Consider the following 15,252-nt stretch of genomic DNA (forward strand, 5'->3'; position numbering starts at 1 on the left):
GCTTATGCAAACTGAAGAATTCGTACGTGAAGTGGCCGATATCGCCGGCCTGAGTGACCAAGACACCGCAGCGGCGATCAGCCGTGCGACCGTTGAAACCATCTGTGCCTATCTGCCGGCCGAGCAGGCTCGCGATCTGGCGGCTCAGCTGCCGAGCGAACTGACCCGTGCTGCCGAGGCCGGCATTCAGCAGAATATCGATGCGCCGGCCAAGATCACGCTGGATGAGTTTTTCCAGCGTGTGGCCACCCGGGCTGAAGTCGATCGCGATAGCGTCGAGCCGGCTTCGCGGGCGGCAGCCACGGTGTTCAAACGGGCTTTGAGCCGGGGCGAGAGCACCGATGTGGTCATGGATGCGCCGCCGGAGCTAGATGCTCTGCTCAGCGGCTGAATCCGGAAGGCAGACCCCGGCGACCCGTGTATCCACGGGCGCCCGGGGCTGATGTATCGCGACCGTGGAGGGGGTCGGGCATAATCAAGTCCTATGCCAACACGATTCGCGATGACTTGGCTTGATACTGCTCCGGGCTCGGCCAGGCGAGCCAGGTGCCGATGAGCAGCGCGCCGATAAGCGCTGCGCCTTTGCTGACCGACAGCCGCTTTGTTCTGCGTAGCCGGTTCTTTCGTTTGTTCGGCGGCGCCTACGAGCTTTACGACGCGTCTGGTGCGCTCTGTCTGTATGCCGAGATGAAACGTTTTCGGCTCAAAGAAGATATTCGCATCTATGCGGATGCCGGGATGCGCGACGAAATCCTACGCATCCGGACCCAGAGTGTGTTCGATTTCTCGGGCGCCTACGATGTCGAAGATGCCCAAACCGATCAGCGTGTTGGCACGCTGCAGCGCTCGGGGATGCGCTCGACGTTCATGCGCGACCACTGGCGCATGCTGGATGCCGACGGCGAACCGGTCGCCGAGCTTCAAGAAGACTCGATGGCCAAGGCGCTGGTCCGACGGCTGATCGACATGGCCGGCGCTCTGCCGCTGATCGAATGGCTCGGCTATCTACTGCCACAGCGCTATGATCTCTACCGAGACGAACACAAGCTTGCCCATTACCAGCAGCATTTCAATCCGCTGATCTACAAGCTCGATATCGATTTTTCTAGCGACGCCGATCAGGCGGTCGATCGCCGGCTGGGGATCGCGATGGCGGTATTGCTGGCTGCGATCGAGGGCCGACAGTAACGCCGGCCCATGCGCTGCGGCTTCAGGCCACAGCGACCGCCTGGCGGATATCGTCGATCAGCGAATCGATCAGCTCGGCCGATGTGTTCCAGCTGCATACGAAACGTACCCCGCCCTCGCCGATGAAGGTATAGAAAGTCCATTGCCGGGCGCGCAGGGCATTCTGGGTAGCGGCCGACAGTTCCAGGAACACGCTGTTGGCCTGGGCATCGAACATCAAATTGACGCCGGGCAGGTCGGTCACGCCGTCGGCTAACCGCCGGGCCATGGCATTGGCATGCTGGGCATTGGACAGCCAAGCGCCGGTTTCGAGAAGCCCGAGCCAGGGCGCGGCCAAGTAACGCATCTTGGAGGCCAGTTGGCCGGCCTGCTTACAGCGGTATTCGAAGTCTTCGGCCAGCCGCTTGTCGAAAAAGATCACCGCTTCGCCAAAGGCCAGCCCGTTCTTGGTGCCAGAGAAACACAGCACGTCCACCCCGGCCCGCCAGGTCAGCTCGGCTGGTGAAACATCAAGCGAGGCACAGGCATTGGCGAAACGGGCGCCATCCATATGCACGCGCAGGTCATAGCGGTCGGCGACCTCGCGGATCGCGCGCAGCTGTTCCAGATCGTAGACCGTACCGACTTCGGTCGCCTGGGTCAGCGAGACCACCCGCGGGCGGGGATAGTGGATATCGCCGCGCTTGGTGACCGTGGTTTCGATACCCTCTGGGGGCACCCGACCGCCATCGCCGGGCACGGTCAGGAGTTTGGAGCCGTTGGAAAAGAATTCCGGGCCGCCGCATTCGTCGGTTTCGATATGGGCCAGCTGGTGGCAGATTACGCTGTGGTAGGACTGGCACAGCGAGGCCAGTACCAACGAGTTCGCGGCCGTGCCGTTGAACACGAAAAATACTTCGCAGTCGGTTTCGAACAGATCGCGAAAGGCGTCGCTGGCTTCAGCCGTCCAGCGGTCGTTGCCATAGGCGAGATCGTCGACTTCGTTAGCCCGGTGTAGGTACTCGAGCGCTTCCGGGCAGATGCCGGAGGTGTTGTCGCTGGCTAGAAAACGCGGTGCGCTGACGGTGTCGTCGTTACTCGATGGCGCGGTAGAAGAAGTCTGGGACATGCACGAACCTCAATGAGAGACAGCCGTTCCGACCGGCCTTGAATCAGCAGGCGGGCACCGGTTCGATTGACCATGCCCGCGATGTCTTCGCGGTATGCACGAATCATGCGATGACGGCGCAGATACAGAACGGGCTCGTCCAAACGTCGGTTATGGTACGCCGCGCGTTCGGCGTGGCAAATGAGGCCAGTTGCTGCCGGGCAGGGTACGCCGGACGGCCTCGGCCCAGGTTAGCCACAGCGGCGGCCGCGGCGTCGTATCGACGCCGCGGACCGCCGTTTTGATCCGAGAGGCTTCAGATCTTTTCGCGCAGGATGCCGAGCATGCGCTTGAGCGGCTCGGCGGCGCCCCAGAGCAGCTGATCGCCGACCGTATAGGCGGTCAGGTATTCGCCGCCCATCGCCAGCTTGCGGATACGCCCGACCGGCACGGTCATGGTGCCGGAGACCGCGGCCGCGGTCAGGTTCTCGAGGGTGGCGTCCTTATCGTTGGGCACGACTTTCACCCACTCGTTGTGATCGGCCAGCATCTGCTCGATCTCGGCGGTCGGGATATCTTTTTTCAGCTTGATGGTGAACGCCTGGGCATGACAGCGCATAGAGCCGATACGCACGCATAGGCCATCCATCGGAATCGGGGCATCCTGGCGGCCGAGGATCTTGTTGGACTCGGCGCCAGCCTTCCATTCTTCCTTGGATTGGCCAGATTCCATCGGCGAGTCGATCCAGGGCAGGGCCGAGCCGGCCAGTGGATAGCCGAACTGCTCGACCGGGAAATCGGCGCTGCGCATGGCTGCCGTCACATCGCGATCGATATCCAGGATCGCCGAAGAGGGCGTATCCAGCTGGGTCTTGACCGAGGCATGCAGATCGCCCATCTGGTTCAGCAGCTCGCGCATGTGCTGGGCACCAGAGCCAGAGGCCGCTTGGTAGGTCATGGCCGACATCCACTCGATCAGGTCGCGCTCGAACAGTCCGCCGAGTGCGATCAGCATTAGGCTGACCGTGCAGTTGCCGCCGCAGAAGGTCTTGGTGCCTTTTTTCAGTTCGGCGTCGATGACGTCGCGATTGACCGGATCGAGCACGATGGTCGCATCGTCGGCCATGCGCAGCTTGCTGGCAGCATCGATCCAGTAGCCGTCCCAGCCGGCTTCGCGCAGCGGGCCATAGACGTCGCCGGTGTAATCGCCGCCCTGGCAGGTCACGATTACATCCATGGCCTTGAGCGCATCGATATCCTTGGCATCGGCCAGCGGTGGCACATCGCGGCCGATATCGGGGCCGGGCTGGCCCGCCTGGGAGGTGGAGAAGAAGACCGGTTCCAGGCCCTCGTAATCATTGTCGGCGAGCATGCGTTGCATGAGCACCGAGCCGACCATGCCGCGCCAGCCGACGAAACCGACTTTCAACATTGTATTTCCTCGATCGTCATCGCTTGAGTCATTCGGCATCTAGTCTAGGGCGTGTCGGGGTTTCATGCGAGGCCGGGGCATGCCTGGCGTAGTCCCGGGCGACGGTGGCCGGGCGAGGCGAGGGCGCACTGGCCGGCGACCGGTGGCGCAAGCAAGCTCAAGGCGTGGTTTGTAATCACCGCGCTGCGGGCGGTCTGGCTTGAGCGTAAAACAGGCGCTGACACAACCCGGCACTGTATTTAGGCTGTGACGCGATATGTAGTGGTATGAGGGCGAACGACTGGCCGGTTTGCCCTCAACGTTCTAACGGCCGACGGTGCCCAATACCTATGAAAGACTGGTTCATTTCCAATCCCTCCAACCTCGTCTGGGTCGCGCTGTGTACGTTTATTCTGTACCTAGTCGTGGTCGCCGTGGCGCGTTTGTCCGGCGTGCGCAGCTTCGCCGAGATGTCGACGTTCGACATCGTGGTCACGATCGCGCTGGGTTCGATGGTCGCCAGTGTCGTGGTCACCAAGAAACCGCCGTTGCTACAGGGCGTGGTGGCCGTGCTTACGTTGTATGCGCTACAACTCGTGGTGTCGCACCTGCGTTCTCGCTATTGCCATATCGAGGCCGTGGCCGACAATCGGCCTATCCTGCTGATGGGCCCGGGGGGCGAGATCAAGCATGCGAATCTGCGGGTGGCCCGGGTCACCGAGGACGACCTGCGTTCGCATATGCGCAAGGCCAATGTCTCGGATCCCCGTCAGGTTCAGGCTATGGTCATGGAAGGTACCGGCAACATCAATGTGCTGCACGGCGAAGGGCATGATCTGAGCGATCAGCCGTGGATTCTCGACGGCGTCCGCGACTATACCCGCTGATCGCTGATTGAATCCGGTGTGGTTCTTGCAATGCGATGAGCTCCGTAGCCCGCCCAGCGGTCCCGACTTGCACGGGGCCACGCGGCTGGCCAAGCTTGTGGGTTCATATTGTTGGAGGACCATCCCAGGATGAACAGGTTTTTACGCCGTACTCGTTATCTTGCCGCGACCACGCTGCTCGCCTTGAGCGCCGCCGGCCCCGTTTTTGCCGCGGGCGCCCCGGTGACCATCTATACCGACAACTATGCCGGCGACGAAGCGATCAGCCGAGTAGCCCGCGATCTCATCGAAGCGCACTACGACACCTCGGTCACGCTTAAATCGGTTTCGGTCGGCGTATCGTTTCTTGGCACGGCGAAAAACGACAACAGCGTGTTCCTCGCGGCTTGGCTGCCCAAGACCCATGCCGACTACATGGCCCGGGTCGAGGATCAGGTCGACAATCTGGGCACTATTTATCCGGGTGCCCGGATCGGCTGGGCTGTACCGAACTATGTGCCCAAGGATCAGCTCAACAGCATCGCCGATCTGAAAAAGCCCGAAATCGCCGACAAGCTCGGCGGCAAAATCCAGGGGATTTCTGCCGGGGCCGGCGAGATGCAGTTGTCGCACAAGGCCATGGAAGCCTACGGTCTGGACAACATGAAGCTGGTCACAGCCAGTGGCCCGGCCATGACTGCGGCCCTCAAGCGGGCGATCGCTAACCACGAATGGATCGTGGTCACAGCTTGGAGCCCGCACTGGATGTGGGAGCGCTTCGATGTGCGCTATATCGACGATCCGAAAAACATCCTCGGCGACGAAGACCATGTGGACGTGATCGCGAATCCGTCGCTGAAAAAAGACAATCCGGAAGTGGCTGCTTTCCTGTCCCGGATGGAATTTTCGATCGATCAGATCAACGCCATGCTCGCCGAGGCCAACAAAACCTCCTACGACGCGGCGGCCAAGACATTCATCGCCGAGCATCCGAAGGTGGTGAAATCCTGGCTGGCCGAGAGCTAGGCCTTAGCCCCTTGATGGGAAGCCGTATCGGGCTGTTGTAACCTCACTCTCGTATGCGGCGGGAGCCCTCGCGTGGCGCGTGCTTCAGCGCGCCAGGCGAGGGCCTGGCATCGATTCATTCGGCTGGCCTACTGGCGCAGCGCATAGCGCCGCTCGACCTGGTCGAGCAGCAGGGTAACTGCGCTCACCAACACCAGATAGATCAAGGCGGCCACGAGAAAGATCTGAAAGTATTTGAAGCTGTTGGCGCCGATCATCTTGGCCTGGCCCATCAGCTCGGGCACGCTGATGGCAAACGCCACCGAGGTGTATTTCAACTCGATGACCACTTCGTTGGTCCACTGCGGCAGGGCGATACGCCAGGCCTGGGGCAGTGCGACATGGCCGATCGACTGCAGCCGCGACAGCCCGATCGCTCGGGCGGCCGCCAGTTGGCCGGGGCGAACCGCGCGAATCCCGGCCCGGAAGTATTCGGCCTGATAGGCCGCGGTATTGATGCCGATCGCCACCATCGCCGCCACCAGCGGTGAGAATACGATGCCGATCTGTGGCAGGCCCTGATAGACGATGAACATCTGGACCAGCAGCGGAGTACCGCGGATCAATTCGATATAGCCGGTCGCCAGGGTTTTGGATACGGGATCGCCATAAACCCGGGCTACTGCCAAGACCCAGCCGGCGACGAAACCACCGAGCATGGCCACGACCCATATCTCTAGCGTATAGCCGGTCCCGGCCAGAAGCGCCGGCAGATTGTTCCAGGCAAAGCCCAGCCAGTCGTTCATCGTGTGTCGGCCTCGGCTTCGCCGACCAAGGCGGCAGCGATGCCATCGATGAAATCCCGGGTGCGCTGTTCGCGTGGATTCTTAAAAATCTGCTCGGCGGAGCCTTCTTCCACCACCCGTCCCTCGGCCATGAACAGGATGTCGTCGGCCACGGCTTCGATGAACGCCATTTCATGGGAGACGATGACCATGGTCATGCCTTCGGCGACCAGTTCCCGCATCACCCGCAGTACGCTGCCGACCGATTCCGGATCCAGCGCCGAGGTCGGCTCGTCGAACAGCATCAGCTCTGGTTCCATGGCCAGCGCCCGGGCGATCGATACCCGCTGCTGCTGGCCGCCGGACAGTTCCGCCGGATAGGCATCCCATTTGCTTTCGAGCCCGACCCGGGCCAGTTCGCGTTTCGCGATCTCGTCGGCCGAGCGGCGATCCAGGCCGCGCACCTTGCGCAGGCCCAGCCGGATATTGTCGGCCACGGTGAGGTGGGTGAACAGGTTGAAGTCTTGGAACACGAAGCCGATGCGTGCCCGCAGGCCGTCCAGATCGGCTTTTTTCGCGGTCAGCTCGGTGTCGTCCAGCCAGATTTGGCCGGCATCGATCGGTTCCAGGCCGTTCAGACAACGGATCAGGGTGGATTTGCCGGCCCCGGAGGGGCCGATCACGCCCTTGACCTCGCCGGCCGCGACATCCAGTGAGATATCGTCCAGCACGGTAGTCTCGCCGAAGCGCTTGGTCAGATGCGAGACCCGCATCAGGTATGAATCGGTCATGGCAGCACAACGCGGCTAGTGAGCGAAACCGGGCACCCGCAGGCGCCGGTCCAGGCGGGACAGCCCCCAGGTGGCGGCCAGCGACAACACGAGATAGACAGCGGCCGCAGCTGAATAGACGGCCAGGGTATGGCCGTAGTTGGCCGAAACGATGTAGTCGGCCTGACGCATCAGCTCGACCACCCCGATGGTATAGGCCAGCGATGTGTCCTTGAGTTCGGACAGGGCTTCGTTGGTCCAGGGGCCGATCGCCTGCCGGGCGGCCTGGGGCAGTACGACGTTCCAGATCGCGGTCCGCTGTTTCAGGCCGATCGCCCGCGCCGCAGCCATCTGGCCGGGCGGTACCGAGGCAATCGCACCGCGCACGATCTGGGATTGATAGGCCGCCGAGCGCAGCCCCAGCGCGATAGCTGCCGCCGTAAACGACGAGATGTCGTAGACGCTGGAAATACCGTAGTAAAACAGAAACAGCAGCACCACGGCCGGGATCGCACGCAGCACCCGTTCGACCAAAGTGGCCAGCGCCCAGGCCAGCCGGCCGCCGTAGCTCTGGGCCAAACCGAGGCCGGTGCCGACCACCAGCCCGATCGCCAGCAAGGCAACGGCCAGGGCGATCGTTACGGCGGCGCCTTCGGCCAGATACGGCAGATTTTCCCAGATGGCCTGGTAGATCATCGCGTGTCGATCGGTGGGGGCATGACGTTAAAAAGGCCGGCGACCACGGGCTGCGATCGCCGGCCGAAACACGAGCCGGGCGGTGCTACTGCGACAGTCCGGGGATCGGTGTTTTGTAGGAGTCGATACCGGCTGGCATTTCGCCGGGGACTTCGCTGACTTCGGCATTGGGCATGTATTGGTGCACGATCTTGGCCCACTGGCCGGACTTGTAGATCGCGACTTCGCCGGCGTTGAGCTGTTTCAATAGCTTCGTATTGCCCTTGGCTACGCCTAGTGCATAGACCTGCGGCGGCTGCGGGTTGATCTTGCCCGCGATCTTGACCTTGTCCGGGTTGTCGGCGACGAATTTCTGGGCCGTATCATCATCCAGGAACTGGGCATCGATCCGGCCGATCAACAGATCCTGCAGGGCCGTAGTGCCTTGTTCGTAGGTTTTGATATTGATGTCCTTGCCCTGGCCGGCAACCTGGTTTTTTAAATAGTCGTAGTTGCTGGTGCCGGTCTGCACGCCGATGGTGTGGCCGTTGCCCAGTGCCTGCTCGGCGGTCAGGTCGGAATCGGCGGGGACCATCACATCAAGCTTGATCTGCCACCAAGGCACGGTGAAATCGATCTGCTGGGCGCGTTCCGGGGTAACGGTCAGGCCGGTGACCAGGATATCGATCTTGCCGGCCTTGAGCGCCGGGATCAGCGATGAAAACGACATCGAGCGGAACTTCACGTCGAAGCCCTGCTGCTTGGCGATTGCGCGCACCGCATCCGGGGCGATGCCGACCACCTTGCCGTGATCCATCGACGCCCAGGGCGGGAAGGACGGTTCGATCCCCGCAACGAAGGTCTTGGCCCAGGTGGCCGTCGAGCCCAGCATCGCGGCCAGGGCGATCAACAAAATACAGATCACGCGCATTGTGAGTTCCAGTTTGTCGTACCAAAAGACGCAATCCACCCGGGCGTCTCCGGTGACGCGCCAAAATACGGTGGTCGGGTCTTATTGAAGCATACCCCGATTGTAGATTCAGCATCGTAGCGGCGAATCGTTGCTTAGCGCAGCAAACTCTGGTTAGTTGATTCCCAAAGGGGGAGTTGCCTTGGGATTATTATTATTATCTACGCTGGCCTATCTGCCATTAGTCGCTACCGTGGTTCTCAATATCATCGTACCGGCGCGCCGCCGGCTTGCCAGCGAACAGGCGCGCGGCTCGTCTGATGTCGATGCCAGCCGAGTGGCCGGCCGCCAGACGCTGGTCGGCGTTGGCCTGATTTTCTTTTTGACGCTGGGCCAAGGCGGGGTCATGGCTTATTCCCTGCACGAGGTGCAGTCCAGGGCCCAAGATGCACACCCGGGCGTTATTCTGGCTCGACAGACAGATTAGCCGTCGCCTGCCCGAGTGGCCAACGCCGGAGCAGTTCGCCGGCCGAACCTGGCTGGCGGCGCTGGTCGCGTTCTGGCGCGGCGGTCTCGCGGGCGTGCTCCAGATCGGTGTGATGTGGGGGCTCGATCGAGTACTTGCGCAGCGCCTGGATGAGCTTTATGAGCCCGCCTTCGTCGTGATGTATAGCCTCGGCTCTGCTTTTCTTGGGGTTGCCGGTTGGTATTGGCGATGCGGCTATAGAGTAGGGGCAGTGTTCGTCGGCGTGCTCGGCGGGGTGGCTGCCTTTGGCCTGGCAGCTCTAGTTCTGATGGCCTGAGCGCCCGGCGCAATTTTTGTATATCGGCAGGTCTGGGCAAGCAAGCGTCCAGCCTGCCTGTTGGCGCTATGTCGTCACAGCGCAGTCGAATCACGATATTGGGGACAATGTGAGCGATACCAGTAGCCCGCGCACTGGCGCGGCCGAACTGACCGTACGAGGGATCATTCTCGGCGGTCTGATCACGTTCTTTTTTACCGCAGCCAACGTCTATCTCGGGCTCAAGGTGGGCCTGACGTTCGCGACCTCGATCCCGGCCGCGGTGATTTCGATGGCCGTGCTACGGGCGTTCGCCGACTCCACGATTTTAGAGAACAATATCGTTCAAACAGTGGCCTCGGCCGCGGGCACGCTGTCGGCGATCATCTTCGTGCTGCCCGGTCTGGTGATGATCGGTTGGTGGCAGGGCTTTGATTTCGTCACCACGGCGGTCATTTGTGCCACCGGCGGCCTGCTGGGCGTGATGTTTTCGGTGCCGTTGCGGCGCGCGTTGGTGGTGGATGCCGATCTGCCCTATCCGGAAGGCCGGGCGGCTGCCGAGGTGCTCAAGGTCGGGGCCGGCTCCCGCGAGGGGGCTGCCGAAAGTGCGGCCGGGTTGGCGGTGATCGTGGTCAACGCGCTGGCCTCGGCAGCGTTTGCCCTGGCGGCCCAGATGAAACTCGTGGTTGGCGAAGCCGCGCTGTGGTTTCGCACCGGCGCCGGGGCCACCGGTATCTCGGGGAGTCTGTCGTTCGCGCTGCTCGGGGCTGGGCATTTAGTGGGGCTATCGGTCGGCATGGCGATGCTGATCGGGCTGGCGATCGGCTGGTGGGTCGCGCTGCCGATTCTCACGGCATGGGCCGGTGTCACCGGCTCGGCCGAGCATGTGGCCACGACCGTGTTTTCGGCCGACGTACGTTTTCTGGGCGCTGGGGTGATCGGCGTGGCGGCGATCTGGACCCTGCTGCGCATCATCGGGCCGGTGATCGCCGGCATTCGTTCGGCGCTCGCAGCCTCGGCCGCAGCCAAGGACGGCGGCGAGCGGCCGGTGATCGAGCGCGATATGCCGATTGGCATCGTCGGGCTGGTGGCACTGCTCACGCTGGTGCCGATCGGCATGCTGCTATGGCATCTGATCGCCGGCGGTGTGCTGGCCGACTCGGCGCCAATCCTGATCGCGGGCTCGCTGTTGTTTGTGGTGGTCGCCGGGCTGGTCATCGCCGCGGTTTCCGGTTATATGGCTGGGTTGATCGGGGCCTCCAATAGCCCGATTTCGGGGATCGGTATTCTGTCGATCGTGGCGGCCTCGCTGCTGTTGGTGGCACTGTTCGGCCGCGATCACCCCGAGGGTACAACCCAGGCGCTGGTGGCCTATGGGCTGATCGTGACCGGCGTGGTATTCGGTGTGGCCACGATCTCGAACGACAATCTGCAGGATCTCAAAACCGGGCAGTTGGTCGGCGCCACGCCCTGGAAACAGCAGCTCGCTCTGGTGTTCGGCGTGGGCTTTGGCTCGCTGGTGATTCCGCCGGTCATGGGGCTGCTCAATACCGCTTTCGGCTTTGCCGGGGCGCCCAACGCTACGGCCAATGCGCTGCCGGCGCCCCAAGCCGCGCTGATCTCGTCGCTGGCCAAAGGTGTATTGGGCGGCAATCTCAACTGGTCGATGATCGGCATCGGCGCGGCCATCGGCGTGGTTGCAGTTGTGCTCGATGAAGCCCTGGCTCGGACCGGACGAATGCGTCTGCCACCGCTGGCAATCGGCATCGGCGTGTATCTGCCGATGGCGGTGACGTTGCCGGTGGTGGTCGGTTCGGTGGTCGGGCGTTTCTATGACCGCTGGGCCCAGCATCAACGGCATGCCGATTTCGCGCGTCGGCTGGGCGTGCTCACGGCGACCGGGATGATCGTAGGCGAGAGTCTGTTCGGGGTGGTGTTCGCCGGAATCGTCGCGGCCACCGGTACGGATTCGCCGCTGGCCGTGGTGGGGTCGGGATTTGCGCCGGTCGCGCTGGGGCTCGGCACGCTCGTATTCCTGGTCGTGACCGCGCTGCTGTATCGCGCCACGATGCGGCGTGCGCGAGGCTAGGGCGTTTAGAGGTTTCGTCCGAGCGCCGCGTGGCCGCCCCGAATCGTGGCTGGCCAGGCCCGAGCCGCCGGTGCTGGGCGTGCCCCGATCAAGGCGCTTAACGTGGCCCGGTGCGATTTAGGGCGGCCCTTTCGCAACAACGGCTGTTTGGCTGCAATCCAGCGTGGCCGCTTATTGATGCTGTGCCACGACGCCGCACTCGCGGCGCCTCGGCGTGCAGCCAGCTCCAGGCGCGGCGTTTTAGTTGGCGGCCGTGGAACGCCCCGTTGTTTTGTGGGCCGCCTGCCCGCGCTGGCCACCGTATCCGGCCAAACCGCCACCGTCGGCTGGCAGAGCCTCTGTGCTGCTCTTGGCGGCGCGTACCCGCCTCCGATCAGACACGGCGGCATCTGGCGTAGCGTACGACGCCGGATGTACGGGCCTTCGTGTCTGGTCTAGCTCGCCTGGTCTGCGGCCGCCGCACCAATCACGCCACAGGCTTGGCGGGCCCCGGCGGCGCCGATCGGCGGCTGCGCGGGATCGTTGGGCTTGGCGTGGATGATCACGCCGCGGCCGATGATCGATTTGGCCCCCGAAAGCTGGCCGTTTTCGAGCCGGCCCGAGTCGTGGGCCGTGCCGTCGTCGGCGACGTCCAGATTGCCGAGATCGCCAGTGATGCGGTCGATATCGGGCGGCGGATTGGTGGAGCTGCCTTGCAGGTTGAAGTGGGTGCCGGCGGAACTGCCATCCGCGGCCGAGCAGTCGCCATACAGATGGATATGATAGCCATGCTGGCCCGGCGGCAGGCCTTGGGCATCGGTGGTGTAGGCCAGGCCGTTGTCGGTCGGGCGAAAGCGGATGGTAGCGCTCGCCTCGGGATATGCCTGGGTGCCGTGCAATATGGCGACAGCGGCCTGGGGTGCCTCGGCATCGGTCGCGGCCAGGGTCGGGGCTGAGGCCGCAAGGGCCAGGCCCAGCAAGATCATCGTGCGATAACGGGGCATAGCGGATATCCCAGTAAGCATGAGAGTCGAGTAAAGCATCTTCGGCTCCATTGAGGCGACTCCCGGCGGCACGCCGCAGTATGGAACCCCATATTCGTATCTGGATATTAGACTAAAGTATGATGCGCAGCGGTGGCCGGTCACGGAAAGTGATTCGGAATTGATTCTGCCGGCGCGAGACTGTGGCTGGCTGCAAGGAAACGACATCGATATGTCCGATACACCACGCATCGTGGTCGTTGGCGGTGGCGCCGGCGGTCTGGAACTGGTCACGAACCTGGGGCGCAAGCTCGGCCGTTCCGGCAAGGCCGAAATCACGCTGGTCGACGCTAATCCCACCCATATCTGGAAGCCGCTGCTGCACGAAGTGGCTACTGGCGCGCTCGACCAGAGCCTGGACGAAGTGTCTTATCCGGCCCATGCCCGGACGCATGGCTATCGCTATCAGCTCGGCGCGATGGCGGGGCTGGATCGCGAGGCCCGCACGGTACGGCTAGCGCCGATCCATGACGATGACGGCGAGCAGATCCTGGCCGAACGCGAACTGCCCTACGACTATCTGGTGTTGGCGTTGGGCAGCGTATCCAACGATTTCGGCACCCCGGGCGTGGCCGACCATTGCTATTTTCTGGACAGTACCGCCCAGGCCGAGACCTTCCGGCGGGCGCTGCTCAATACGTTTTTGCGGCATAGCTCGGGCGGGCCCGATGGCCAGGCGTCGCGATTGTCGATCGCGATCGTCGGTGGTGGCGCGACCGGGGTAGAGCTGTCGGCGGAACTACTGTCGGCGACCGACATGCTCTCGGCTTACGGCTATACCAAAATCGAACGCGAACAGCTCGACGTACATTTGATCGAGGCCGCCCCGCGCGTGCTGCCGGCCCTGCCCGAACGGATCGGCAGCTCGGTCGCCCAGCAGCTCAAGAATCTGGGCGTGACCATCCATACCGAGACCATGATTACCCAGGCCGACGAGGCCGGCTTTCTGACCAAGGCCGGTGCGCGTATCGATGCCGATCTGACGGTATGGGCAGCCGGCGTACGTGGTGCATCGCTACTGTCGGAACTGGGCTTAACGACACGCCCGAACAATCAGATCCAGGTCCACGACACCCTGCGCAGCCTCGACGACGAACGTGTATTCGCCCTCGGCGATTGCGCGGCCTGCCCGATGGGCGAGGATAAATGGGTGCCGCCGCGAGCCCAGTCGGCGCATCAGATGGCGACTACGGTGTATCACAACCTGCTTGCTGCCATGCACGACAAGCCGTTGAAGTCGTTCAAGTATCGCGATTTCGGCTCGCTGATCTCGCTGGCCCATTTCGATGCCGTGGGCAGTTTGATGCGAGGTGCGGCAGCCGGGCGCAGCCTGTTCATCGAAGGCAAGCTGGCCAAGATCTTCTATGTCTCGCTGTATCGCATGCACCAGCGGGCGATCCACGGCGTGTTCAAGACCACGCTCAAGGCGATCGTCGACGGCATCAATAGCGTGCTGCGGCCGCGTTTGAAACTACATTGATCCAGCCGGCCGGCGCTGTTTTAAGCGCCGGCCAGGGCATCGATCAGCCGTAGCGCTGCGATATGGCCGGACAGCCAGGCGCCTTCGACCCGGCCGCCGGCCAGCCAGTCTCCGGCCAGCGCCAGACGTTGGCCCTTGTCGACCCAGCAGATCTGTTCCTCGTCCGGGGCGCCACGGCCCGGGCGGGCATAGCGCCAGCGATGGCTGCGCACGAGCGATATATCGAGGGGCGATTGCGCCGTAGCTGCGGCGAACTCGGCGATCAGCTCGTCGGCCAGTTCGGCGGCCGGCGTGTCCACATGGGCATCGCTGTAGTCGGCGTCGGCATGCAGCGTCCAAAGGTGGCGATCACGTAGCCGGCCAGCCTTGTGGGTATTGTCGGCCACCCAGGATAGTCGTCCCGACTTGAAAAAGATCGCCTGGGTATCGACCAGCGGCGGTGCTTCGACAACCACGGAATGACAGGCCGACAGGGCGCTGTCGGCCGCGGCCAGGGGATCGATCGAGCCTGCATGCTGGCCCAGCAGAGCCGCGCTCTGGGCCGCCGGCGGAGTCAGCAGCACGGCCGGCGCTGTTTCGGCGTCGCCGTTTTCAAAGACAACGCGCCAGCCGTTGTCCTCGGCTGCCACGCTTTGGACCAAGCGCTCGGTTTCGACCGTCAGGCGGGCCGCCTCGAGCCGCTCGCGTACCCAGCCGTTAAGACCGCTCGGGCCGATCAGGCGCTCGCGTTCGTCCGGCGAGGGCGAGACCAGCCAAGTGCCGACGACCTGCTCGGCGAGCGCCACCTTGGGCGTCCAGTGGGTCAGGCGGCCGGTAGCCAGGTCGGCATCGACGATGCGCCGGAAGGCGTCTTCGCGCACCGTGAAGTATTGGGCGCCGTAGTCGAACCAGTCGGCATCTTGCGCGGCGTCGACACGGCGTGTCGCGCAGCGGCCGCCAGGACGACGCGCCTTATCGATCAACCGGGGGGTATGACCGGCGCGGACGAGCTGCTCGGCGGCGGCCATGCCGGCCACGCCGGCTCCGATGATGAGAATATCGGTCATGGTCGATCCTTGCGTGGTAAAGGGTTCGGGTATTTAGTTATGAATCATCAATAGCTTGTAGCCATGTGCCGCTAGTTTATCGGTATGATGAAGCAAATCGATTCATTGTTTCGGGAGGCTCGTGGTTACAGTTTCG

The 15,252-nt window shown here is 63.1% G+C and carries 16 protein-coding genes; 8 read left to right on the forward strand and 8 right to left on the reverse strand.

The genetic code is table 11. The features are described from left to right. Positions 1–4: 4 nt before the first annotated feature. Positions 5–391 carry a DUF2267 domain-containing protein gene (locus tag V5738_RS01190; RefSeq protein ID WP_423822568.1) on the forward strand — a complete coding sequence of 129 codons (387 nt, stop codon included), beginning with the start codon at positions 5–7 and terminating at the stop codon, positions 389–391. Positions 392–552: 161 nt separating this feature from the next. Continuing rightward, a complete protein-coding gene (locus V5738_RS01195; protein ID WP_423822569.1) occupies positions 553–1,188 on the forward strand; it encodes a hypothetical protein in 636 nt (211 codons plus the stop codon). A 22-nt stretch (positions 1,189–1,210) separates the two neighbouring features. On the opposite strand, the gene V5738_RS01200 is transcribed toward V5738_RS01195, so the two are convergent. Together V5738_RS01200 and asd are read right to left on the reverse strand one after the other, a co-directional pair. After that, entirely contained in the window at positions 1,211–2,296 is a 1,086-nt protein-coding gene (locus tag V5738_RS01200; protein ID WP_423822570.1) for a threonine aldolase family protein, read from the reverse strand. Between the two features lie 295 nt (positions 2,297–2,591). Beyond that, entirely contained in the window at positions 2,592–3,707 is a 1,116-nt protein-coding gene (asd, locus tag V5738_RS01205) for an aspartate-semialdehyde dehydrogenase (protein WP_423822571.1), read from the reverse strand. A gap of 329 nt (positions 3,708–4,036) precedes the next feature. Here asd and V5738_RS01210 point away from each other — a divergent pair, with 329 nt between their 5' ends. Together V5738_RS01210 and V5738_RS01215 are read left to right on the forward strand one after the other, a co-directional pair. Continuing rightward, positions 4,037–4,573 (forward strand): DUF421 domain-containing protein, encoded by a 537-nt coding sequence (locus V5738_RS01210; protein ID WP_423822572.1) that lies wholly within the window; start codon positions 4,037–4,039, stop codon positions 4,571–4,573. A 129-nt stretch (positions 4,574–4,702) separates the two neighbouring features. After that, the gene (locus V5738_RS01215) at positions 4,703–5,578 is read left to right on the forward strand and encodes a glycine betaine ABC transporter substrate-binding protein (RefSeq protein ID WP_423822573.1); all 876 of its coding nucleotides are present in this window, start codon (positions 4,703–4,705) and stop codon (positions 5,576–5,578) included. A 128-nt stretch (positions 5,579–5,706) separates the two neighbouring features. On the opposite strand, the gene V5738_RS01220 is transcribed toward V5738_RS01215, so the two are convergent. The 4 genes from V5738_RS01220 to V5738_RS01235 form a co-directional block, all read right to left on the reverse strand. Continuing rightward, positions 5,707–6,363, reverse strand: coding sequence for an amino acid ABC transporter permease (locus V5738_RS01220; RefSeq protein WP_423822574.1), 657 nt, complete (start codon positions 6,361–6,363; stop codon positions 5,707–5,709). Beyond that, positions 6,360–7,133 (reverse strand): amino acid ABC transporter ATP-binding protein, encoded by a 774-nt coding sequence (locus tag V5738_RS01225; RefSeq protein ID WP_423822575.1) that lies wholly within the window; start codon positions 7,131–7,133, stop codon positions 6,360–6,362. Before V5738_RS01225 ends, V5738_RS01220 begins: the two co-directional genes overlap by 4 nt. 15 nt (positions 7,134–7,148) lie before the next feature. Beyond that, positions 7,149–7,808: an amino acid ABC transporter permease gene (locus tag V5738_RS01230; RefSeq protein ID WP_423822576.1), complete on the reverse strand. Its 660-nt coding sequence runs from the start codon at positions 7,806–7,808 to the stop codon at positions 7,149–7,151. A gap of 85 nt (positions 7,809–7,893) precedes the next feature. Then, positions 7,894–8,757 (reverse strand): transporter substrate-binding domain-containing protein, encoded by an 864-nt coding sequence (locus tag V5738_RS01235; protein WP_423822577.1) that lies wholly within the window; start codon positions 8,755–8,757, stop codon positions 7,894–7,896. A 142-nt stretch (positions 8,758–8,899) separates the two neighbouring features. Between V5738_RS01235 and V5738_RS01240 the strand changes: the two genes are divergently transcribed. The 3 genes from V5738_RS01240 (at position 8,900) to V5738_RS01250 (ending at position 11,568) form a co-directional block, all read left to right on the forward strand. Continuing rightward, a complete protein-coding gene (locus tag V5738_RS01240; protein ID WP_423822578.1) occupies positions 8,900–9,184 on the forward strand; it encodes a hypothetical protein in 285 nt (94 codons plus the stop codon). Beyond that, positions 9,144–9,500, forward strand: a complete 357-nt coding sequence (locus tag V5738_RS01245; RefSeq protein ID WP_423822579.1) for a hypothetical protein — start codon at positions 9,144–9,146, stop codon at positions 9,498–9,500. Before V5738_RS01240 ends, V5738_RS01245 begins: the two co-directional genes overlap by 41 nt. Positions 9,501–9,609: 109 nt before the next feature. Further along, positions 9,610–11,568: an OPT family oligopeptide transporter gene (locus tag V5738_RS01250; protein WP_423822580.1), complete on the forward strand. Its 1,959-nt coding sequence runs from the start codon at positions 9,610–9,612 to the stop codon at positions 11,566–11,568. Positions 11,569–12,002: 434 nt separating this feature from the next. Here V5738_RS01250 and V5738_RS01255 read toward each other — a convergent pair whose 3' ends face one another. Next, positions 12,003–12,551, reverse strand: a complete 549-nt coding sequence (locus V5738_RS01255; protein WP_423822581.1) for a superoxide dismutase family protein — start codon at positions 12,549–12,551, stop codon at positions 12,003–12,005. 211 nt (positions 12,552–12,762) lie between these two features. On the opposite strand from V5738_RS01255, the gene V5738_RS01260 reads away from it, so the two are divergent. Then, positions 12,763–14,070, forward strand: coding sequence for an NAD(P)/FAD-dependent oxidoreductase (locus V5738_RS01260; protein WP_423822582.1), 1,308 nt, complete (start codon positions 12,763–12,765; stop codon positions 14,068–14,070). Positions 14,071–14,090: 20 nt separating this feature from the next. Here V5738_RS01260 and V5738_RS01265 read toward each other — a convergent pair whose 3' ends face one another. After that, a complete protein-coding gene (locus tag V5738_RS01265; protein ID WP_423822583.1) occupies positions 14,091–15,116 on the reverse strand; it encodes an NAD(P)/FAD-dependent oxidoreductase in 1,026 nt (341 codons plus the stop codon). Positions 15,117–15,252 lie beyond the last annotated feature (136 nt).

Source organism: Salinisphaera sp. SPP-AMP-43 (genome assembly GCF_049568105.1).
Classification (GTDB): domain Bacteria; phylum Pseudomonadota; class Gammaproteobacteria; order Nevskiales; family Salinisphaeraceae; genus Salinisphaera.

Excerpts from the sequence above, each read along its gene's own strand:
- V5738_RS01190 (WP_423822568.1), top strand. The coding sequence starts at position 5 with ATGCAAACTGAAGAATTCGTACGTGAAGTGGCCGATATCGCCGGCCTG.
- V5738_RS01195 (WP_423822569.1), top strand. The coding sequence starts at position 553 with ATGAGCAGCGCGCCGATAAGCGCTGCGCCTTTGCTGACCGACAGCCGC.
- V5738_RS01200 (WP_423822570.1), bottom strand. The coding sequence starts at position 2,296 with ATGTCCCAGACTTCTTCTACCGCGCCATCGAGTAACGACGACACCGTC.
- asd (WP_423822571.1), bottom strand. The coding sequence starts at position 3,707 with ATGTTGAAAGTCGGTTTCGTCGGCTGGCGCGGCATGGTCGGCTCGGTG.
- V5738_RS01210 (WP_423822572.1), top strand. The coding sequence starts at position 4,037 with ATGAAAGACTGGTTCATTTCCAATCCCTCCAACCTCGTCTGGGTCGCG.
- V5738_RS01215 (WP_423822573.1), top strand. The coding sequence starts at position 4,703 with ATGAACAGGTTTTTACGCCGTACTCGTTATCTTGCCGCGACCACGCTG.
- V5738_RS01220 (WP_423822574.1), bottom strand. The coding sequence starts at position 6,363 with ATGAACGACTGGCTGGGCTTTGCCTGGAACAATCTGCCGGCGCTTCTG.
- V5738_RS01225 (WP_423822575.1), bottom strand. The coding sequence starts at position 7,133 with ATGACCGATTCATACCTGATGCGGGTCTCGCATCTGACCAAGCGCTTC.
- V5738_RS01230 (WP_423822576.1), bottom strand. The coding sequence starts at position 7,808 with ATGATCTACCAGGCCATCTGGGAAAATCTGCCGTATCTGGCCGAAGGC.
- V5738_RS01245 (WP_423822579.1), top strand. The coding sequence starts at position 9,144 with ATGCACACCCGGGCGTTATTCTGGCTCGACAGACAGATTAGCCGTCGC.
- V5738_RS01255 (WP_423822581.1), bottom strand. The coding sequence starts at position 12,551 with ATGCCCCGTTATCGCACGATGATCTTGCTGGGCCTGGCCCTTGCGGCC.
- V5738_RS01260 (WP_423822582.1), top strand. The coding sequence starts at position 12,763 with ATGTCCGATACACCACGCATCGTGGTCGTTGGCGGTGGCGCCGGCGGT.
- V5738_RS01265 (WP_423822583.1), bottom strand. The coding sequence starts at position 15,116 with ATGACCGATATTCTCATCATCGGAGCCGGCGTGGCCGGCATGGCCGCC.